This is a genomic window from Achromobacter ruhlandii, from assembly GCF_902859695.1.
Lineage (GTDB): Bacteria > Pseudomonadota > Gammaproteobacteria > Burkholderiales > Burkholderiaceae_B > Achromobacter > Achromobacter ruhlandii.
This window is the reverse complement of record NZ_CADIJL010000002.1, coordinates 210,479-230,395: the sequence shown is the minus strand read 5'-3', so window position 1 is coordinate 230,395 and position 19,917 is coordinate 210,479. Positions and strand designations below refer to the sequence as shown.

The window sequence follows — 19,917 nt, the reverse complement described above, 5'->3', positions numbered from 1 at the left end:
AACCCCGCGCTTGTTACAACTAGTATTACGGCGTCTTCTGGAGATGCCGATGTCCGACGCCCCCGTCCTGCTGAAATCCCTGCGCAGCCACTTCCTGGGCGGCCGCGAGGTCGCGGCCAGCGGACTGCCGGTGCTGCGCAAGCAAGTGGTGGGCAACGGCGCCGCGCGCGCCATCGACATGAACGGCAGCTACTGCGCCGGCCAGTTGTACGTGCAGGAATACCGCCTGGCCGAGCCGCGCCACCCGCATCCGGTGCTGCTGTGGCACGGCGGCGGCATGACCGGCGCGCAATGGGAGAGCACCCCGGACGGCCGCCAGGGCTGGCTATGGCGGCTGCTGCAATCCGGCTATGACGTGTTCGTGGCCGACGCGCCCGAGCGCGGCCGCGCCTCGTGGGCGATGTACCCGCAGATCTACGACGCGGCGCCCATATTCCGTTCCAAGGAAGAGGCCTGGCACCTGTTCCGCGTCGGCCCGGCCGGCGGCTACGCGCCCGCCGGCCAGCCGCGCCGCGCGCACCCCGCCCAGCAATTCCCCACCGAGGCCTTCGACACCTTCGCCAAGCAGTTCGTGCCGCGCTGGCTGGCGCATGACGCCATGGCGCTGGATGCCTATCGCGAACTGCTGGACCTGGCCGGCCCCTGCATCGTCATCGGCCACAGCCAGGGCGGGGGCTACGCCACGCAACTGGCGCGCGAATGCCCCGGCCCGATCCGCGCGGTGGTGGCGGTGGAACCGACCGGCACGCCCGAGCGCGTCGACGGCCCCCTGCCCCCGCACCTGCTGGTATGGGGCGACCACTTCGACCCGCACGACACCTGGCAACGCTACCGCGCCCAGACCGACGCCTACTGGGACGCCCTGCGGCGGGCCGGCAGGCGCGCCGACGTGCTGGACCTGCCCGCCGCCGGCATCGGCGGCAATTCCCACTTCTGCATGCTGGACCGCAACAGCGACCGCATCGCCGAACTCATCGTCGACTGGCTCAACGGCCTCGACTAACCTTCGCCTGGAGACACCATGAAACTGACCAAAACCGCAATCGCCGTGGCGTTGCTGAGCGGCGCCTCGCTGATCGCGGGCGCGGCCTCGGCGCAGCAGGCCGACTACCCCAACAAACCCGTGCGCCTGATCGTGCCGTTCGCCCCCGGCGGCACCGCCGACATCATCGGCCGCGTGTTCGCCGCGCAGTTGGGCACCGAACTGGGCGCCACCGTGGTGGTCGAGAACAAGGCCGGCGCGGGCGGCTCGATCGGCACGCGCTTCGTGGCCGATTCGGCGCCGGACGGCTACATCCTGCTGCTGGCCTCGTCCAGCACCCACGGCACCAACCCGGCGGTGTACAAGAACCTGACCTACGACGCGGCGCAGGACTTCACCGCCATCACGCAGCTGGTGACTGTTCCCGGCGTGCTGAGCGTGACCAAGGACTTCCCCGCCGCCGACCTGAACGGCCTGATCGCCGCCGCCAAGGCCAACCCGGACAAGTACACCTACGCCTCGTCGGGCGCGGGCGGCCTGGGCAACCTGGCGATGGAACTGATGAAGTCGATGACGGGCGCCAAGCTCATGCACATCGCCTATCGCGGCGCCGGCCCGGCCTTCACCGACGTCATCAGCGGCCAGGTGTCGATGATCTGGGAGCCGGTGCCGGCCTCGCTGCCGTACATCAAGGGCGGCCAGATCCGTCCCATCGCCATCGCCGCCGACACCCGTTCGCCCGAACTGCCCGACACGCCGACCTTCAAGGAAGCCGGCCTGCCGCGCTACGAGGCCAACGCCTGGAACGGCCTGCTGGCGCCCAAGGGCCTGCCGGCGGACGTGACGCAGAAGCTGCACGACGCCTCGGTCAAGGCGCTCAACAACCCCGAGGTCAAGGCCAAGCTGGCCAGCCTGGGCGGCACGGTAGTGGCCGGCACGTCGGAAGCATTCAAGAACGTGATCGCCAGCGACGTGAAGAAGTGGAAGAACGTGGCGGCCGACGCCAAGATCCAGCTGGATCAGTAAGGCTGTCAGGCCCCAGCGGTCTCGCGCCCGCCCCGCCGCGCTACAGGCGGCCGAGCAGGCGCGGTCCCTGCGCTTACTTGAACCGCGTCAGGTGGATCAGCATCGTCCGATCTGAATTGGCGCGCAGCAAGTCGGTCAGGCCCTGGGCGTAGTCAGGCATGGTCAGGTTGTGGAATGCCGTGCTGCCGCCGCCAACGCGCATTTCGAAATTGGCGGTCGTGTCGCCCACCTGCAGGGTGGGAACGCCTACGTCGCCGCCCGTTCGCCGCGGCACGATCGCGGCAATGATCGCATCCTGGCCGACCCTGGCCACCGAGCATTCCGTACTGACCGTCGGATTGAGCAGCAGGCCGCCCAGGCCCTCCTGATCCTGTTGGTCGAGCTTCTTTGGATCGATGATGAGGATCGCAGTGTTGAACATGCGAGCCGACAATATCTGCTCCGAGGGCGCGGTCAGCTCTCCCTGCCGTTCCGCGGCGACCGCAAAGCAGCCCCGGGCGGGATTGTGGGTGAGTGATTGGACCACCCGCTCGAGGCGAGCGGGATCCTCGAGATCCTGCGCCGAAATACGCACCAGGTTGTTGCAGACCACCTGGCTGCTCGACTCGTCGGCACTGACGATGGCGCGCGAGCCCAACTCGCTGCCAGGCTGCAACCCCTCCTCGATACGACGGCTCACCGCGTAAAAGGTCGGCACGGGGAACGCCGAGGTGGATGGCGCCACCGTGCCGCCCACGGGAATCTGGATATCCCCTTCCGTCCGCATATTGTCCAAGGCCTGCCGGGGATCCCGCACCGGCGGTGGCACATTCGGCGCCTCGGCCTTCAACTGGCCAATCATTTCCATCAACGCGGCATGGGCCTGGAGCGTCATCTGATGACGGTCGGCCATGGCGGAAACGTCGTCGCGCACTTCCTGCAGATGGCTGCGCAGCCGGGTCGCATCCTCGACCGAAGGCGTATGACCATGCCGGACCAGCGCCAAGGCGTCGTGCAGGCGCTCGTTGACGCGATTGAGCTGTTCGCCGTGGACCTGCTCTTCTTCGCTCAACGCTCCCACCAGGGACAGGCATTCGTGGACCAATCGCTGCTGCCGCAGAATTTCGTCGGCGCCCTTGGCGACCGCCTCGCCATTCCTGGCATCGGGCTGGAACGCCGTGGGGTATTGCGCCTCAAGATTGGTCCGGTGTTCCTGCTTCGAAGCGGCGATGCCATCCAGCAGTTGGGCCAGCCGGGAGTAATTGTTGGCCGTCTTGATATGGTCTTCCTGCAAATCGCTAACTTCATGCTGCAGATAATTCGCGCCTGACCGCAAGGCCGCAATGTCGTTCATGGGACTCCTCCGCGCATCGTTGTCCACGGGCAGGGAGCTGCCCGCATCCCGGTGAGTAACGAAGCAGCCGGCGAGGTTCCCTCGCCCGGCGCATGGCGGCCAAGCGTCAGGCCGGCGCGAAGTTGCCGGGGAACGTGACCGTCAAGCCCACGCCGCGCCCGTTCAGGCCTGGCGCGAACGCCACGACCGCGCCATGGCGCGCGGCGATCTGCGCCACCAGCGACAGGCCGATGCCGCTGCCGCCGCCATTGGCGCCCGGCGCGCGGTAGAAGCGGTCGAACACCCGCGCGCGTTCGGCCGGCGCGATGCCGGGGCCGTCGTCGGCCACCCGCAGCCAGGCCCCGCCGCCCTCGCCCGGCCCACACGCCACGGCGATCTGCCCGCCCTCGGGGGTGTAGCGCAGGGCGTTGTCGAGCAGGTTGCGCACCAGCACCCCCAGCGTGTCCATGTCGCCGCGCGCGCCGCAGGCCTGCACGTCCAGCTGGATGCGCTGGCGCTTGCGCGCCGCGGCCGCTTCGCAATCGCGCACCAGCAGCACCACCAGCGTATCCAGCGCCACCGGTCCGAAATCCGCGCCGGATTCGCTGGCCGCGTCCATGCGCGCCTGGTCCAGCAATTGCTCGGCCAGGCGGGCGGTGCGCTGCGCCACCGCGCGCAGTGGCAGGGCGGCGTCGGCGGCCGGCGTGCCGGCGATGCGTTGCAACAGCACTTCGGTCTGGGCGCTGAGCGCCGCCAGCGGCGTGCGCAGTTCGTGCGCGGCGTCGGCCAGGAAGCGGCGCTCGTGGTCCATGGCGGCCTGCAGGCGCAGCAACAGGGCGTTGATGGATTGCACGTAGGGATGCAGTTCGCCCGGCAGGCGGTCCAGCGGCAGGGGCGCCAGATCGAACGGCGCGCGCCGCAGGATCGCCTCGCCGGCCTGGTTGACCGGCCGGAAGGCCTGGCGCACCACGATCCAGGTGGCCGCCGCCAGCAGCAGGAACAAGGCAGTAACGATGACCAGGCCGCGCTTGAACGCGGCCACCGTCTCGGCCCGCAGCACGCTGTCGGCGCGGGCCAGTTGCACCTGCACCTGGCCCGAGGCGTCGCTGAGCGAATACACGCGCCAGCTCTCGCCATGGATCACGCTGTCGCGGAAACCATCGTCGAAATGCGGATTGAGCGGCTGGGCCGGCGATTCCGGCGAGCGCAGCGCCAGGCGCCGGTCCGCCAGCGACCAGATCTGCACCGTGGTCCGCTCGCCACGGAAATGGCTGGACGGCGGCAACTTGAAACGTTCGTCCGGCCGCTCATCGAGCAGGCCGCGCCGCAGCGACAGGATGGTCTGGTTGGCCGAGTCGACCAAGGTCTGGTCGCGGATGCCGGTGCGCGCCTCGTTCATGGCGTACTGCTGGCACAGGAACACCGCGGCCCAGGTCAACAACAAGGTCAGCAGCAGCGTGACGGTCAGGCGCTTGCGCAGCGTCTTCATGGCGCGTCCCCCGCGGCAATGCGATAGCCCAGGCCGTGCACGGTGGCGACCAGGTCCTCGCCGAGCTTGCGCCGCAATTGGTGCACGTAGACCGCCACGGTATTGCTTTCGATGGTGCCGCTGCCGCCGTAGACGGCGGATTCCAGCTGCTCGCGGCTGACGGTCTGGCCGGCGCGCTCCATCAGCGCCAGCAGCGTGCGGTATTCGCTGGCGCTGAGCGTCACCTCGGCCCCAGCTCGGGTCACCACCCGCCGCGCCGGGTCCAGCGACACGTCGCGGCAGCGCAGGACCGAGACCACCGAATTGCTGCTGCGGCGCACGACGGCGCGCAGCCGGGCCAGCAGTTCGTCCAGCTGGAACGGCTTGACGATATAGTCATCGGCGCCCGCATCCAGCCCCTGCACCCGCTCGCTCAGGCGATCGCGCGCGGTGATGATGAGGACCGGCGTGGCGTCATAGCGTCCGCGCAGATGCTTGAGCACGGCCAGGCCGCTGCCGCCAGGCAGCCCCAGGTCGAGCAGCACGGCGCCATAGCCGTGGTCGACCAGCGCCAGCCGGGCCTCGGGCACGTCGCGCACCCAGTCCACGCGCATGCCCGCCTGCGCCATGCTGGCGCGCAAGGCGTCGCCCAGCATCGCATCGTCTTCCACCAGCAGAACTTGCAAAAACGCTCCCTGACTCTCCATGGCGCCGCATTGTGCCGTCCTGGATTTAAAGAATTTTTAAAAGCCGGCTCCGACAATGGCGCCTTGTCGCGCTCCGGCCGCCGCCGGGCGCCTGTCCACGAGAAAGGAAAGTTCCCGCAATGAAGCTGGCTATGTTAGCAACTGGCGCCGCCACGGCCGCCGCCCTGGCCTGTGCCGCCGCCCCGGCCCAGGCCGATCAACCTGGCACCAATTTCATCGGGTTGAGCGTCGGCTATGTGCCGGTCTACGAAGGCTCGCGCGAATACCGCGCCCTGCCGGTGCCGTTGGTCAACTACCACTCGGGCAATTTCTTCATCTCGCCACGCGCCGGCCTGCCTGCGATGGGCCTGCAGACCGCACTGGCGCCCGACTGGAAGGCGGGCGTGTTCGTCGGCATGGGCCTGGGCCGCGATTCCAGCGACGCCGACCGCACCAAGGGCCTGGACGACATCAATTTCCACGGCACCTACGGCGCCTTCGTCGAATGGGCGCCCGGCCCCCTCTCCCTGGGAGCCGCCTACCGCCAGGCCGCGCGCAGCGGCTACGGCGGCACGCTCGAACTGCGCGCCACCTACGCCGCCTGGCAGGAAGGCGCCCATCGCGTCAATATCGGCGCCAGCACGCAGTGGGCCAGCCACGACGCCATGCAGACCTGGTACGGCGTCACCTCCTCGCAGGCCGCCAGCAGCCGCGCCGGGCTGTCGACCTACTCGCCAGGGTCCGGCTTCAAGTCGGCGGCGCTGTTCGCCACCTGGTCGTACCGCATCAACCCCAGCTGGAGCACCATCACCACGCTTGGCGTGAACACGCTGCTGGGCGACGCACGCGACAGCCCGCTGACCGAGCGCCGCACCAATATGTTCGGCAGCGTCGGCGTGGTCTACGCCTTCTGAGCGGCCCCGGCCGCGCCTTCCCAGGAAACCCGCGCCATGAAACCGCTGCCCAGGATGGAAGTGTTCGCCAAGGTCACCAGCGTCGGGGCTTTCGGCCGCGCCGCCGCGGCGCTGGGCATTCCACTGACACCGCTGCCGCGCCAGGTGGCCACGGCGGGCCGCGACGCCGGGCCGCTGCGCGTGGACCTGCCCGACGCCGGCACCCGGCAGGCGCTGGCGCCCCTGCTGGCGGCCTTCGCGGCGTGCCATCCCGGCCTGCGGTTCCAATTGCGCGTGACGCGGGCCGCGCCCGCGGCGCCGGATCGCCCCGATCTGACGATCCGGCTGGAACCGCCCACCGACCCGTCCTGGCTGGCGCATCGCCTGGGCACCCTGCGCGCCGGGCTCTATGCCGCCCCCGATTACCTGGCGCGGCGCCCCGCCCCCGAACACCCGGCGGACCTGGCGGCGCACGACTGCATCGGCGTGCATGCCGACGACCACGGCGCGCCCGCGCGCTGGCAACTGCGGCGCGGCCAGGACCGCGCCGTCGTCATGACGCGCGAACGCTATTGCGTGGAGGATCCCGAGATGGCGCGGCAGCTGGCCGCACGCGGCGCCGGCATCGCGCCGCTGCGCGACGGCGCGCCGGGGCTGGTGGCGGTGCTGCCGGATTGGGAGCTGGAACCGGTGGCGTTGTATGCGTTGACCAGCGCGCCCCGGCTGCCGGCGCGCACCCGCGCCTTGATCGCGCACCTGACACGGGCGCTGGCGGACTGACCGCAACGGCGGCGCGGCGCCACCTCATCAACAAGGCGCGGCACGCACAGGCGTCCCGCGCCCCGAAGCACGGCGATTCAGGCGGCCATTCAGGCGCCAAGCAGCGCCGGCTCGGCGCCGTGGCCCAGGGCCGGCGCCTCGGCATCGATCACGCGGCCGGTCTGCAGCTTGAACACCGCCACCGCGTCACGCAGGCGTTGCGCCTGGGTTTCCAGCGACGCCGCCGATGCCGCCGCCTGCTCGACCAGCGCGGCGTTCTGCTGCGTCACGCTGTCCATCTGCGACACCGCCTGGTTGACCTGCTGGATGCCCTGCGACTGCTCTTCCGAGGCGCTGGAGATCTCGTTGATGATGTCGGTCACGCGGCGCACCGACGCCACGATCTCCTGCATGGTGGCGCCGGCCGCTTCGACCTGGTCGGAACCGATCGAAACCTTCTGCACCGAATCGTCGATCAGGCCCTTGATCTCCTTGGCGGCCTGGCCGCTGCGCTGCGCCAGCGCGCGCACTTCGCTGGCCACCACCGCGAAACCCTTGCCCTGCTCGCCGGCGCGGGCCGCTTCCACCGCGGCATTGAGCGCCAGGATGTTGGTCTGGAAGGCGATGCCGTCGATCACGCCGACAATGTCGGCGATGCGGTTGGAACTGTCGGCGATGGCGCGCATGGTGCCCACCACATCGCCCACCGCCTGGCCGCCGCGCGTCGCCACGTCGGATGCCGCCGAGGCCAGTTGCGAGGCGCTGCGCGAGCTGTCGGCGTTGTTCTTCACGGTGGACGACAACTCGTCCATGCTGGCGGCGGTTTCCTCCAGCGAGGCGGCCTGCTGCTCGGTGCGCGAAGACAGGTCAATGTTGCCAGCCGCGATCTCGCGCGAACCGGTGTGGATCTCTTCCACGCCCTGGCGCACGGCGGCCACGGTGCGCGCCAGGCTGTCCTGCATGCGCTTGACGGCTGCGTACAGCACGCCGATTTCGTTGTTGCCGCGCTGCTCGATGCGGTTGGTCAGGTCGCCGCCGGCGATCCGGTCGAACAGGCGGCCGGCCTCGTGCAGCGGCCGGAACACCGAACGCGCGAACACCGCGTACAGGCCCACCACCAGCACCGCCACCACCACCAGCAGGCCGATCAGGAAGGCGATGGCGCCGTTGATGCGGGCGTTGGCTTCGCGCGCCACGCGCTTGCCGATTTCGTCGGCAAAGTCCACGTACTTCTGGATTGCCTGGGTGAAGGCGATGCCCAGCGGCGTGACCTTTTCCAGGTTCAGGCGGCTGGCGTCATGCGCCTTGCCGGCGCGGATCGCGGCGATCATCGGCGTAATCGCATCGCGCTGATAGACCTCATAGGCAGCCAGCGCCTCGTCGAACAAGGGCTTGCCGACGGGTGAGGTCTCGGGATTCTGGCGCGCGCTCTGGATCAGGTCGGCGGCCTTCTTGGTGTAGCCGTCCAGGCGCTGCATGCTCGCCAGGCTGTCGATGCTCTTGCCTTCCAGCAAGGTGGTCTGGGCCGCCAGCAGCACCAGGCGCGCCCGCAGCAGTTCGGAACCGGCATCGTCCACGGCGTTGGCCCGCACCAGGTTGGTGTCCAGCATCACCTCGATCGAGCTGCGGTTGGAGGTCAGCTGTTGGTAGACGGCGATGCCGGTGACCAGGAAAAGGGCGAAAAAAATACAGAGCGCGGTCGTCAGGACGGCGCGGATACTCAGATTCTTGAACATGGGGAGGGCCACTCGGGGGTTGCGGAGGGCAGCCTTGGGCGGCTGTCGGACTGTTTACGGCTTATTGCAATGAAAAGTTAAATATCTCATTGGGTTACATGGGTGGTGCCCCATAAGCCCGCCGACCGCCCATGAAAAAGCCCCACCGATAACCGGTGGGGCTGTTGGCTGCCTCACTGCCTGCAACAGGCCGCCGCGGCGGCCGTCTTGCCTTATTTCAGCCAGGCGCGCGCGTTGCGGAAGATGCGCATCCAGGGACTGAACTGGCCGCCGCTGTCGGCGTTGCCCCACTTCTCGGGCGCCCACGACATCATGACGTTGCGGGTCACGCGTTCCGGGTGCGGCATCATCACGGTGAAGCGGCCGTCGGCGGTGGTGACGGAGGTCAGGCCGCCCGGGCTGCCGTTCGGGTTGAACGGATAGGCCTCGGTGGCATTGCCGCGGTTGTCGATGTAGCGCGCCGCCGCCAGCACACGGCCGGCGTCGCCCTGCTGCGAGAAGTCGGCGTAGCCTTCGCCGTGCGCCACCGCGACCGGGATGCGCGCGCCTTCCATGCCGGCAAAGAAGATCGACGGCGACTTGGCCAGCTCGACCATCGACAGGCGCGCCTCGTATTTTTCGGACAGGTTGCGGGTGAAGCGCGGCCAGTGCTCGGCGCCCGGGATCATCGGGGCCAGCGCGGCCATCATCTGGCAGCCGTTGCACACGCCCAGCGCGAAGGTGTCGGGGCGAGCGAAATACGCCGCGAACTGATCCGACAGCTTGCTGTTGAAGCGGATGGTGCGGGCCCAGCCCTCGCCGGCGCCCAGCACGTCGCCGTAGCTGAAACCGCCCACGGCCACCAGGCCCTGTACCTGCGCCAGGTCGACGCGGCCCGACAGCAGGTCGGTCATGTGCACGTCGACCGCGTCAAAACCGGCGGTGTCGAAGGCCCAGCCCATTTCCACCTGGCTGTTGCAGCCCTGCTCGCGCAGGATCGCCACGCGCGGACGCTTGCCGCTGTTGATGTACGGCGCGGCCACGTCTTCCTGCGGGTCGAAGGCCACGTTGGGGCTCATGCCCGGATCCTGCGTGTCGTTCCAGACGTCCAGCTCGGCCTGGGCGCAGGCCGGGTTGTCGCGGCGCGCCATGATGCGGTAGGAGACTTCGCTCCAGGCGCGGCCGAGGTCGGCGCGCGGCTGGCCCCAGACCTTCTTGCCGTCGCGGTAGAACTCGACCTCGTCGCCGCCGTTCAGGCCGCCGATGACGTGCGAGTGGGCCGACAGGCCGGCGCCGCGCAGCACCTGCATGACGGCGTCGCGCTGGGCGGCCGGCACCTGGATGACGGCGCCGGCTTCCTCGGCGAACAGCGCCTTGAGCGTCAGTTCGTCGCGCTGCACCGCCACCTGTTCCGGACGGATCTTGTAGTCGCCCCAATCGGCCGATTGCGGGTCGAAGGTCAGCATGTCCAGGTTGACCGAGATGCCGGTGCGGCCGGCGAAGGCCATTTCGACCAGCGTGGCGAACAGGCCGCCGTCGGAGCGGTCGTGGTAGGCCAGGATGGTGCCGGCTTCGGCCAGGGTGCGGATGGTGACGAAGAAGGCGCGCAGGGCTTCCGGCGAGTCGATGTCCGGCACGGTTTCGCCGACCTGGTTGTAGGTCTGCGCCAGGATCGAGCCGCCCATGCGGTGCAGGCCGCGGCCCAGGTCGATCAGGATCAGCACGCTGTCGCCGGCGTCGGTGCGCAGTTGCGGCGTGAGGCTGGCGCGCACGTCGCCGACCGGCGCGAAGGCCGTGACGATCAGCGACACCGGCGCCACCACCTGGCGCTGCTCGCCGTCCTGTTCCCAGGAGGTCTTCATGGACAGCGAGTCCTTGCCCACCGGGATCGACAGGCCGGCGGCCTGGCACAGCTCGCTGACGGCCGACACGGTGTCGTACAGCGCGGCGTCCTGGCCGTCGACGCCGCAGGCGGCCATCCAGTTGGCGGACAGCTTGATGTCTTCCAGGCGCGCCACGTCGGCGGCGGCCAGGTTGGTCAGGGCCTCGGCCACGGCCATGCGGCCGGAGGCCGGCGCGTTCAGCATGGCGATGGGCGTGCGTTCGCCCATGGCCATGGCTTCGCCGCGGAAGCCCTGGTAGTCAGCCAGGGTGACGGCGCAGTCGGCCACCGGCACCTGCCACGGGCCGACCATCTGGTCGCGGCTGGAGAGGCCGCCGACGGTGCGGTCGCCGATGGTGATGAGGAACGACTTGTTGGCCACCGTGGGGTGGCGCAGCACGCGGTAGGCCGCTTCGGTCAGGTCGATGCCGGCCAGGTCGAGCGGCTCGGACACGCCCGGCAGGCGGCGCACGTCGCGCGTCATGCGCGGCGGCTTGCCCAGGATGACGTCGATCGGCACGTCGACCGGGCGCACCTCGGCCTCGCCCTGCGGACGGATGGTGTCCAGGCCGGGCAGGCCCTCGCCGTCGACCACGCGCAGCTGGCGTTCCTCGGTGGCCACGCCGACCACCGCGTAGGGGCAGCGTTCACGGCGCGCGATGGCGTCAAAGCGCTCCAGGTCCTTGGGCAGGATCGACAGGACGTAGCGTTCCTGCGATTCATTGCTCCAGATCTCGGCGGGCGACAGGCCGGATTCTTCCAGCGGCACGCGCTTCAGATCGAAGATGGCGCCGCGGCCGGCGTCGTTGACCAGTTCCGGGAAAGCGTTGGACAGGCCGCCCGCGCCAACGTCATGGATGGCGATGATGGGGTTGTTCTCGGCCTGCTGCCAGCAGCGGTCGATCACCTCCTGGGCGCGGCGTTCCAATTCGGGGTTGCCGCGCTGGACCGAGTCGAAATCCAGCTCGGCCGAGTTGCTGCCCATGCTGATGCTGGAGGCGGCGCCGCCGCCCATGCCGATGCGGAAACCCGGGCCGCCCAGCTGGATCAGCAGCGCGCCGGGGGGAATCACGTCCTTGTGCGTCAGGCCGGCGTCGATGCTGCCCAGGCCGCCCGCGATCATGATGGGCTTGTGGTAGCCCCAGCGGGTGCCGCCGGCGGTCTGCTCGAACGAACGGAAATAGCCCAGCAGGTTGGGACGGCCGAATTCGTTGTTGAAGGCGGCGCCGCCGATGGGGCCGTCGATCATGATGGACAGCGGCGAGGCGATGCGGTCCGGCAGGCCGTGGTGGTCGGCTTCCCAGGGCTGCGTGGCGTCGTCAAAGCGCAGGTGCGAGACGGTGAAACCAGTCAGGCCAGCCTTGGGCTTGGAGCCGCGGCCCGTGGCGCCTTCGTCGCGGATTTCGCCGCCCGCGCCGGTCGAGGCGCCGGGGAACGGCGCGATCGCGGTCGGGTGGTTGTGCGTCTCCACCTTCATCAGGGTGTGCACGGTGGTGTCGCGGCGGATGTACTTGGCGCCATCCACGCCCTCGCCCGTCACCCCGGGCACGCCGGCCTGGAAGCGCTGCGCCGGGCCGCCGGCCATGATGGCGGCGTTGTCCGAGTAAGCCACCACGGTGCCTTCCGGCTGCGCCTTGTGGGTGGCGCGGATCATGCCGAACAGCGTGTTGGGCTGCTCCTGGCCGTCGATCACCCACTGGGCGTTGAAGATCTTGTGGCGGCAGTGTTCGCTGTTGGCCTGCGCGAACATCATCAGTTCGACGTCGGTGGGATCGCGGCCCAGGTCGCTGAACGACTTGGCCAGGTATTCGATCTCGTCATCGGACAGGGCCAGGCCCAGGGTGCTGTTGGCCTCGACCAGGGCGGCGGCGCCGCGCGCCTGCACGTCGACCGTGCGCATCGGCTTGCCGGCCAGCGGCTGGAACAGCGCCTGGCCGTCGAAGCTGGCGTCGACCACGGTTTCGGTCATGCGGTCGTGCAGGCAGTCGGCCGCGCGCGCCAGCATGTCGGCGTCGAACGTCTTGCTGCCCAGCAGGCCGCGTTCGGGCGTGATGACGTAGCGCACGCCGCGTTCGATGCGGTGCACGGCCGACAGGCCACAGTTGTGGGCGATGTCGGTGGCCTTGCTGGCCCACGGCGAGATCGTGCCCAGGCGCGGGATCACCAGCAGCGCAAGGCTCTTGGCCGGCGCCTCGCCGGTGGCGGGGGTGCCGTAGTCCAGCAATTGGGCCAGGTGCTGCTGCTGCTCGGCCGTCAGGGCGGCGTCGGTGCTGACGAAGTGCTCGTAGCGGGCGGAAATGTCGGCCACCGGCAGGCCGGCTTCCTTCAGTTGCGCCAGCAGGCGGTCACGACGAAAGGAGGACAGGACGGAGGAACCAGGCAGATGCTGAACAAGGGACACGATGCGGGCGCCGTATATAAGGAGGGAAGCAAAAGCAGGATTTTACCCCGCTTGGCGGGTTTTCCCGGACGGAAGCACGGCCCTGTCCCGATCCGGCCCGAATTCGTCCGGCTTTGGCCATTGTTACAAAAGAATTCCGCGACGTAACGTCCGACCTGCTGCACAGCAATATGACGGGCAAACCCCGCCGCCATCGCGGGTTATGGCGCATCGCCGCCCTGCCGGCGCGGCCCGCCTATTGCGACGCACCATGTTGCACCCATACCGCAGCGCGGGAAAACACGAACACCCCTGCCCTTGCCCCGACGGTAGGATGCAGCGACCCCATACCAAGAAAGCGCCCCGCCGCGCTGGCCGTCGCCTCACATGTCACGCCCCGAAGCCCCCGCCGAGCCTGTCGAACCGATCATCCCCGCCGAAACAGACCCCGCCGTGAAAGTGCCGCTGGCGATCGAGGACTGGCTGGCCGTGATCCTGCTGGCGGCGCTGGCCCTCATCACCTTCCTGAACGTGCTGGTGCGCTACTTCACCGACCAGTCGTTCGCCTGGACCGAAGAGATCTCGGTGTTCCTGCTGATCGTGCTGACCATGGCCGGCGGCAGCGTGGCCTTCGTGCGCAACCACCACATCCGCATCGAGATCCTGGCCGACAACGGCTCGCCGCGGCGCCAGCGCATCATGGCGCTGATCGCCAACTTCTGCGTGCTGGCGTTCTTCGTGCTGCTGACGGTGCTGTCGGTCAAGCTGGTGTCCGATGAATTCATCTACGAGGAAACCTCGCCCGCCATCGGCGTGCCGACCTGGTGGTATTCGATCTGGCTGCCGGTGATGGCCGCCGCCATCTCGCTGCGCACGCTGGGCACGCTGCGGCGCCTGTGGAAAGCGCCGCTGCCCAAGGCCGACGGAGGCCAGGCATGATCGCCGGCATCCTGTTCGCGGTCTTCATCGCGCTGATGCTGATCGGCGTGCCGGTCGGCGTGGCGCTGGGCATCGGCGGCACCGTGGCCATCGTGCTGTCCAACCTGGATACGCCCTGGTATGGCCTGCTGACCGTGCCGCAGAATTTCTACGCCGGGCTGGCCAAGTACCCGCTGCTGGCGATTCCCATGTTCGTGCTGGTCGGCTCCATCTTCGACCGCTCCGGCGTGGCCAAGCGGCTGGTGGATTTCGCCATCGCCATCGTCGGGCGCGGCCCGGGCATGCTGCCGCTGGTATCGATCGCCGTGGCCATGTTCCTGGGCGGCATCTCCGGCTCCGGCCCGGCCTGCGCCGCCGCGGTGGGCGCGGTGATGATCGCGGCCATGTCGCGCGCCGGCTACCCGGGGCCGTTCTCGGCTTCGGTGGTGGCGGCGGGCGCGGCCACCGACATCCTGATTCCGCCGTCGGTGGCCTTCATCATCTATTCGGTGCTGGTGCCCGAAGCCTCGGTGCCGGCGCTGTTCGCCGCCGGCATGGTGCCGGGCATCCTGGCCGGCCTGGCGCTGATCGTGCCGGCCGTGTGGCTGTCGCGCAAGCACAAGATGGGCATGCTGGAAGCGCACCTGCCGCGTCCGCCGTTCTGGAAGAGCCTGCGCGAGGCCTCATGGGGCCTGGCCGCGCCGGTGCTGATTTTGGGCGGCATGCGCATGGGCTGGTTCACGCCCACCGAGGCGGCCGTGGTGGCGGTGTTCTACGGCCTGTTCGTGGGCATGTGCATCCACCGCACCATCAAGCTGCGCGACCTGTACGTGATCCTGCGCGAGGCGGCCGAGCTGTCGGCCGTGATCATGCTGGTGGTGACCCTGGCCGGCATCTTCGCCTGGGCCCTGTCCACGCTCAGCGTGATCGACCCGATCACCCACGCCATCGTCAATTCCGGGCTGGGCGAATGGGGCGTGCTGGCGCTGCTGATCCTGCTGCTGATGACCGTCGGCATGTTCCTGGACGGCATCTCCATCTTCCTGATCTTCGTGCCGCTCCTGATGCCGATCGCCAAGGCCTACAACTGGGATCCGGTGTGGTTCGGCGTGATCCTGACGCTGAAGGTCGCGCTGGGCCAGTTCACCCCGCCGCTGGCGGTCAACCTGATGGTGTCGTGCCGCATCGCGCGCGTGCCGATGGAATCGACCGTGCGCTGGGTGGTGTGGCTGCTGGGCGCGATGTTCCTGGTGCTGGTGGCGGTGCTGGTGTTCCCGCAGCTGGCGCTGTGGCTGCCGCACAAGCTGGGCTATTGAGGGACCCGGACCGGCTCGTCCGGCATGCATTCATGACAACAACAGACAGACCCGCAAAGAGAGGAGACGCAACATGAATTTCCGCAAGCTGATCGGCGCCACCCTGTGCGCCGCCGCCGTGGTTGGCCTGCCCGCCGCCGCGCAGGCGCAGAACTACAAGCCCGAATACAAGCTCTCCATCGTCGTCGGCACCACTTTCCCGTGGGGCCAGGGCGCCGAGATCTGGTCCAACCTGGTGCGCGAGCGCACGCAGGGCCGCATCAACATCAAGGTCTACCCCGGCACCTCGCTGGTGCAGGGCGACCAGACCCGCGAATTCACCGCCATCCGCCAGGGCGTGATCGACATGGCCGTCGGCTCGACCATCAACTGGTCGCCGCAGATCAAGCAACTGAACCTGTTCTCGCTGCCCTTCCTGATGCCGGACTACGCCGCCATCGACGCGCTGGTGCAGGGCGACGTGGGCAAGGAGATGTTCAAGCTGATCGAGAAGGCCGGCGTGGTGCCGCTGGCCTGGGGCGAGAACGGCTACCGCCAGCTCAGCAACTCCAAGCGCGAGATCAAGCGGCCCGAGGACATGAAGGGCATGAAGCTGCGCGTGGTCGGCTCGCCGCTCTACATCGACACGTTCACCGCGCTGGGCGCCAACCCGACCCAGATGAGCTGGGCCGACGCCCAGCCGGCGCTGGCCAGCGGCGCGGTCGACGGCCAGGAGAACCCGCTGTCGATCTACACCGGCTCCAAGCTCTACACCGTCGGCCAGAAATACCTGACGCTGTGGAACTACGTGGCCGATCCGCTGATCTTCGTGGTCAACCGCGAGGTGTGGAATTCGTGGTCGGAGAAGGACCGCGACATCGTGCGCCAGGCCGCGCTGGACGCCGGCAAGCAGCAGATCGTGATCGCGCGCAAGGGCGTCACGCCGGAAGATCCGTCCTTGCTGAAGGAGATCGAGGGCCATGGCGTCACCGTGACCTCGCTCAGCCAGGCCGAGCATGACGCCTTCGCCAAGGTCACCCAGCCCGTCTACGACAAGTGGAAGAAGCAGATCGGCGAAGACCTGGTCAACCTGGCCGAGAAGTCCATCGCGGCGCGCAAGAAGTAATCCGGCCAGGACACGATACCGAACAAGCAGCAAGCCCCAGGGGAACGGCGGCGCAAGCCGCCAACCGAGGCAGGGACGTCAGATCCCGCCCACCAAAGACGGGCGCCGGCCACAAGCCGGCGCCCGTCGCCTTTTGGAGAGTTCGTTCCGGCCCGTGGGATCGCCCTTCGGCGCCTTCCCGCTCATCGCCCGGCGGCGGGCGCCGCAACGCCGCCGCGTGGCATCGCGCTACCCCGGGTAACGCACTTCCAGGATGTCCAGTTCCTCGATCCCGCCCGGCGTGCGCAGCACCACCGTGTCGCCCTCCCGCGCCTTGATCAGCGCCCGCGCCACCGGCGAAATCCAGCTGATCTTGCCGGCCAGCGGCTCGGCCTCGTCCACGCCGACGATGGTGACGGTATGTTCCTCGCCGGCCTTGTCCGAATACAGCACCGTGGCGCCGAAGAAGACCTGGTCGCGGTTCGGCTGGGCGGCCGGGTCGACCACCTCGGCGATGTCCAGGCGCTTGGTCAGAAAGCGCATGCGGCGATCGATTTCGCGCAGGCGCTTCTTGCCGTAGAGATAGTCGCCGTTCTCGGAACGGTCGCCGTTGGATGCGGCCCACGACACCACCTGCACCACCGCCGGCCGCTCCACGTTCATCAGGTGCGTCAGCTCGCCGCGCAGGCGCTCGTAGCCTTCCGGCGTCATGTAGTTCTTGGTGCCGGCCGGCAATGCCTGGGCTTGCGGCAGGTCATCGTCGTCCTCGTTGTCGGATTCTTTGACAAATGCTTTGTTCATGGCGGCGGCGCGGTCGACGCGCGATCAGTCAATTCAAGGGCGGCATGGACACGCCATGCCAGGAGCCGGGCGGCGACGCGCCGCCCGCGCTAGAACCAGTCGTGCCAGACCGGTTTCAGGTCCGGCGGCAGCGGGGGCAGCCGGCCCAGGTCCATGCGGCTTTCCTTGGGGCTGTGGAAGTCCGACCCGCGCGAGGCCAGGAAACCATAGCGGCGCGCCACCTCGGCATACTGGCGCGCCTCTTCAACGGTGTGGCTGCCGGTCGTGACTTCGATGCCCACGCCCCCCAGTTGCAGGAATTCGTCGAACAGCGCGGCGAACTGCAGCGGCGTGTACTTGTAGCGCCCCGGATGCGCGATGACGGCCATGCCGCCGGCGCCGCGGATCCAGCCGACGGCCTCGGCCAGCGTGGCCCATTGCATGGGCACATGGCCGGGGCGGTCATCGCCCAGGTGCTTGGTGAAGACGGTCTGCACGTCGGGACAGTAGCCGGCTTCGACCAGATAGCGCGCGAAGTGCGTGCGGCTGATCAATTCCGGATTGCCGGCGAACGGCAGCGCGCCTTCGTAGGCGCCGGGCATGCCCATGTCGGCCAGGCGCTCGCCGATGCGGCGGGCCCGCTCCGCGCGGCCCGAGCGCGTCTTGCGCAACCCCTCGACCAGCGCCGCGTTGGACGGATCGAAACGCAGGCCGACGATGTGCACCGTCAGGCCGGCCCAGGTCACCGAGATCTCCACGCCGGTGGCAAAGCGCATGCCGAGTTCGCCGGCCATGGCCGCCGCTTCGGCCAGGCCGCCGACTTCATCGTGGTCCGTCAGGGCCCAGACATCGACGCCATTGGCGTGCGCGCGCTGCGCCACGTCGCGCGGCGCCAGGGCGCCATCGGACACGGTGGAATGGCAATGCAAATCGATGTTGAGGACGGGCGTGTTCATGAAGCCTATTGTAGAGAAGCCCCGCCCCCCTGGGTAGCGGCGCCGGCCAGCGGCGTCCCCAATATGATGGCCGCGGCCGTTGCGGAACAACTGAAGCGCCGCGGCGGCCGTCACGCCAACAGGAAATCCGCCACCGCCGTCACCTGGTCGTCGGCCATCAGCGTCGGCGCGTGGCCGACGCCCCGCACCTCGTGGACCTGGGCGCGCGGATTGCGCTGGCGCATTTCATCGACGGTGGCGCGGGTCAGCAGATCGGAATGCTCGCCGCGCACGATCAGGATCGGGCAGTCGACCGCCTCATACGAGCGCCACAGGATCTGCTCGCCGGCGGCCAGTTCCTCGCCGGTCTGCAGCGCCATCGGCTGCGCCAGCGCCAGGTCGTAGTGCTTGACCCATTGGCCGCCCTGCTCGGGATAGACAAAACGCGCCAGGTGGTCCCACTGCGCGTCCGTGTGCGGGCCGAAGGTCTCGGAATTGGCGCGCATGGCCGCCACCGCCTCGGCAAACGAGGCGAAGGCGCCGGGCTCGCCCACGTACTGGCCGATGCGGGCCAGCGCGCCGGTCTCCAGGCGAGGGCCGACGTCGTTGAGCACCAGCTTCGACAGCCGGATGCCCTCCTGCGGCGGCAGCATGCCGGCATGCGGGCGCAGCGGCAGCATCGCCCGCGCGAACGCGGCGGCGCCGGCCAGTCCCAGGCCGATCAGCCCGCCCATGGAGGTGCCGACCCACGCCAGCGTGGCGGGACGCAGCCGGGCCACCAGGGTCGTCATGTCGGACACGTACTGCGGCACGGTGTAGAAGGCCGGATTGACCAGCCAATCGGAACGGCCGCGGCCGACCACGTCCGGGCACACCACCCGGTATCGATCGGCCAGGCGCCGCGCCAGCGTGTCGAAATCGCGGCCGCTGCGCGTCAGGCCGTGGACGCAGACCAGCACCTGGTCATTGGCCGGATCGCCCCACTCCCAGTACGCCATGCGGTGCAGGCCCGCCGGGCTGGCACAGGTGACGAATTCCAAACGGGGTTCCAGGCTCGCATCCAGCATCGTTGTGCTCCATCAGACCGGCGCGCCGCCACGGCGGCGCCGCGCATGGTCGGTATCTTATCGGAAGCGCAGCGCGGCCAGCACCTGGTCCGCCAGGTCGTCCACGCTGGCGCGCGTGTCCAGCGTCAGCACCGGGCAATGCAGCTGGCGGATCCATTCCCGGTGCTGCGCCAACGTGCGCGCGCCCTCGGCGCCCGTGTCGTAACCGGCGGCCCACTCCAGGAAAAGGCGGCTCTTCTCACGCACCGCGGGATCGTTTTCCAGCGCCGCGCCGTAGCGTTCAACCTCGCGCCGCCGCAGCCGCGCCATGCGCTCGGCCGCCGGCAGCCGCAGGAACACCACCAGCGTGAACGCGGGAATCAGGCCCTCGCCCCAGTGATACACCGAGCCGCCGCTGAGCACCCAATCGTCGTGCCCTTGCAGCCGTTCGCGGATGCGGCGCCAACGCTCCTCTTTGGGATACTTGTGGGTGAACGGCGGATCGGTCGGCAGCCAGTAGTAGTCATCGGCCTCCAGATGCGGCACGCCGAGGCGTTCGCCCAACGCGGCGCCCAGCGTGGTGGCGCCACAGCCGGACGCGCCGAAAAGATGTATGCGCGCAGCCATGCGACTCCCCTTGAAACGGATGCGACAGGGCGGATCGCGGATCCGCCGGCGGCAGGCACGGGCCTGGCAACCAGTGTAGCGGCGATCGCGTGGCGCCGGCGCGCAGCG

At 69.0% G+C, this 19,917-nt stretch carries 16 protein-coding genes; 7 read left to right on the top strand and 9 right to left on the bottom strand.

All coding sequences use genetic code 11. The annotated features are described in order from the left end of the window. Positions 1 to 49 precede the first annotated feature (49 nt). Together HV742_RS03330 and HV742_RS03325 are read left to right on the top strand one after the other, a co-directional pair. The gene (locus tag HV742_RS03330; RefSeq protein ID WP_175144454.1) at positions 50 to 1,003 is read left to right on the top strand and encodes an alpha/beta hydrolase; all 954 of its coding nucleotides are present in this window, start codon (positions 50 to 52) and stop codon (positions 1,001 to 1,003) included. A gap of 18 nt (positions 1,004 to 1,021) precedes the next feature. Beyond that, positions 1,022 to 2,008: a Bug family tripartite tricarboxylate transporter substrate binding protein gene (locus HV742_RS03325; RefSeq protein ID WP_175144453.1), complete on the top strand. Its 987-nt coding sequence runs from the start codon at positions 1,022 to 1,024 to the stop codon at positions 2,006 to 2,008. Between the two features lie 73 nt (positions 2,009 to 2,081). Here HV742_RS03325 and HV742_RS03320 read toward each other — a convergent pair whose 3' ends face one another. The 3 genes from HV742_RS03320 to HV742_RS03310 all read right to left on the bottom strand — a co-directional run bounded on the left by HV742_RS03320 (position 2,082) and on the right by HV742_RS03310 (position 5,474). Further along, positions 2,082 to 3,341, bottom strand: coding sequence for a hypothetical protein (locus tag HV742_RS03320; protein ID WP_175144452.1), 1,260 nt, complete (start codon positions 3,339 to 3,341; stop codon positions 2,082 to 2,084). A gap of 106 nt (positions 3,342 to 3,447) precedes the next feature. After that, positions 3,448 to 4,809, bottom strand: coding sequence for an ATP-binding protein (locus HV742_RS03315; RefSeq protein WP_175144451.1), 1,362 nt, complete (start codon positions 4,807 to 4,809; stop codon positions 3,448 to 3,450). Continuing rightward, complete coding sequence (locus HV742_RS03310) at positions 4,806 to 5,474, bottom strand: response regulator transcription factor (protein WP_059271302.1); 669 nt, start codon at positions 5,472 to 5,474, stop codon at positions 4,806 to 4,808. Before HV742_RS03310 ends, HV742_RS03315 begins: the two co-directional genes overlap by 4 nt. Positions 5,475 to 5,614: 140 nt before the next feature. Between HV742_RS03310 and HV742_RS03305 the strand changes: the two genes are divergently transcribed. After that, positions 5,615 to 6,388, top strand: coding sequence for a MipA/OmpV family protein (locus HV742_RS03305; RefSeq protein ID WP_175144450.1), 774 nt, complete (start codon positions 5,615 to 5,617; stop codon positions 6,386 to 6,388). 36 nt (positions 6,389 to 6,424) lie between these two features. After that, positions 6,425 to 7,147: a substrate binding domain-containing protein gene (locus tag HV742_RS03300; RefSeq protein WP_081335470.1), complete on the top strand. Its 723-nt coding sequence runs from the start codon at positions 6,425 to 6,427 to the stop codon at positions 7,145 to 7,147. A gap of 89 nt (positions 7,148 to 7,236) precedes the next feature. On the opposite strand, the gene HV742_RS03295 is transcribed toward HV742_RS03300, so the two are convergent. Next, on the bottom strand, positions 7,237 to 8,862 hold the full coding sequence (locus tag HV742_RS03295) for a methyl-accepting chemotaxis protein (RefSeq protein WP_059271308.1): 1,626 nt from the start codon (positions 8,860 to 8,862) through the stop codon (positions 7,237 to 7,239). Between the two features lie 212 nt (positions 8,863 to 9,074). Further along, complete coding sequence (purL, locus tag HV742_RS03290; protein WP_059271310.1) at positions 9,075 to 13,124, bottom strand: phosphoribosylformylglycinamidine synthase; 4,050 nt, start codon at positions 13,122 to 13,124, stop codon at positions 9,075 to 9,077. Positions 13,125 to 13,490: 366 nt separating this feature from the next. On the opposite strand from purL, the gene HV742_RS03285 reads away from it, so the two are divergent. The 3 genes from HV742_RS03285 (at position 13,491) to HV742_RS03275 (ending at position 16,442) form a co-directional block, all read left to right on the top strand. Further along, positions 13,491 to 14,042, top strand: a complete 552-nt coding sequence (locus tag HV742_RS03285; RefSeq protein ID WP_049073256.1) for a TRAP transporter small permease — start codon at positions 13,491 to 13,493, stop codon at positions 14,040 to 14,042. Then, positions 14,039 to 15,337 (top strand): TRAP transporter large permease, encoded by a 1,299-nt coding sequence (locus tag HV742_RS03280; protein ID WP_049073255.1) that lies wholly within the window; start codon positions 14,039 to 14,041, stop codon positions 15,335 to 15,337. Before HV742_RS03285 ends, HV742_RS03280 begins: the two co-directional genes overlap by 4 nt. A 73-nt stretch (positions 15,338 to 15,410) precedes the next feature. Further along, positions 15,411 to 16,442, top strand: coding sequence for a DctP family TRAP transporter solute-binding subunit (locus HV742_RS03275; protein WP_049073254.1), 1,032 nt, complete (start codon positions 15,411 to 15,413; stop codon positions 16,440 to 16,442). Positions 16,443 to 16,670: 228 nt separating this feature from the next. Here HV742_RS03275 and greB read toward each other — a convergent pair whose 3' ends face one another. The 4 genes from greB to HV742_RS03255 all read right to left on the bottom strand — a co-directional run bounded on the left by greB (position 16,671) and on the right by HV742_RS03255 (position 19,809). Then, a complete protein-coding gene (greB, locus tag HV742_RS03270; RefSeq protein WP_049073253.1) occupies positions 16,671 to 17,222 on the bottom strand; it encodes a transcription elongation factor GreB in 552 nt (183 codons plus the stop codon). An 89-nt stretch (positions 17,223 to 17,311) separates the two neighbouring features. Beyond that, on the bottom strand, positions 17,312 to 18,157 hold the full coding sequence (locus HV742_RS03265; RefSeq protein WP_049073252.1) for a 3',5'-nucleoside bisphosphate phosphatase: 846 nt from the start codon (positions 18,155 to 18,157) through the stop codon (positions 17,312 to 17,314). 110 nt (positions 18,158 to 18,267) lie between these two features. Beyond that, the gene (locus HV742_RS03260; protein WP_068980190.1) at positions 18,268 to 19,203 is read right to left on the bottom strand and encodes an alpha/beta fold hydrolase; all 936 of its coding nucleotides are present in this window, start codon (positions 19,201 to 19,203) and stop codon (positions 18,268 to 18,270) included. A gap of 57 nt (positions 19,204 to 19,260) precedes the next feature. Further along, positions 19,261 to 19,809 (bottom strand): AAA family ATPase, encoded by a 549-nt coding sequence (locus HV742_RS03255; protein ID WP_175144449.1) that lies wholly within the window; start codon positions 19,807 to 19,809, stop codon positions 19,261 to 19,263. Between the last annotated feature and the right edge of the window lie 108 nt (positions 19,810 to 19,917).

Bases quoted from the DNA above. Each gene is read 5' to 3' on its own strand.
- HV742_RS03320 (WP_175144452.1), bottom strand. From the start codon at position 3,341: ATGAACGACATTGCGGCCTTGCGGTCAGGCGCGAATTATCTGCAGCAT.
- HV742_RS03275 (WP_049073254.1), top strand. From the start codon at position 15,411: ATGAATTTCCGCAAGCTGATCGGCGCCACCCTGTGCGCCGCCGCCGTG.
- HV742_RS03325 (WP_175144453.1), top strand. From the start codon at position 1,022: ATGAAACTGACCAAAACCGCAATCGCCGTGGCGTTGCTGAGCGGCGCC.
- HV742_RS03315 (WP_175144451.1), bottom strand. From the start codon at position 4,809: ATGAAGACGCTGCGCAAGCGCCTGACCGTCACGCTGCTGCTGACCTTG.
- HV742_RS03265 (WP_049073252.1), bottom strand. From the start codon at position 18,157: ATGAACACGCCCGTCCTCAACATCGATTTGCATTGCCATTCCACCGTG.
- greB (WP_049073253.1), bottom strand. From the start codon at position 17,222: ATGAACAAAGCATTTGTCAAAGAATCCGACAACGAGGACGACGATGAC.
- HV742_RS03255 (WP_175144449.1), bottom strand. From the start codon at position 19,809: ATGGCTGCGCGCATACATCTTTTCGGCGCGTCCGGCTGTGGCGCCACC.
- HV742_RS03285 (WP_049073256.1), top strand. From the start codon at position 13,491: ATGTCACGCCCCGAAGCCCCCGCCGAGCCTGTCGAACCGATCATCCCC.
- HV742_RS03260 (WP_068980190.1), bottom strand. From the start codon at position 19,203: ATGCTGGATGCGAGCCTGGAACCCCGTTTGGAATTCGTCACCTGTGCC.
- HV742_RS03305 (WP_175144450.1), top strand. From the start codon at position 5,615: ATGAAGCTGGCTATGTTAGCAACTGGCGCCGCCACGGCCGCCGCCCTG.
- HV742_RS03300 (WP_081335470.1), top strand. From the start codon at position 6,425: ATGAAACCGCTGCCCAGGATGGAAGTGTTCGCCAAGGTCACCAGCGTC.
- HV742_RS03295 (WP_059271308.1), bottom strand. From the start codon at position 8,862: ATGTTCAAGAATCTGAGTATCCGCGCCGTCCTGACGACCGCGCTCTGT.
- HV742_RS03330 (WP_175144454.1), top strand. From the start codon at position 50: ATGTCCGACGCCCCCGTCCTGCTGAAATCCCTGCGCAGCCACTTCCTG.
- HV742_RS03280 (WP_049073255.1), top strand. From the start codon at position 14,039: ATGATCGCCGGCATCCTGTTCGCGGTCTTCATCGCGCTGATGCTGATC.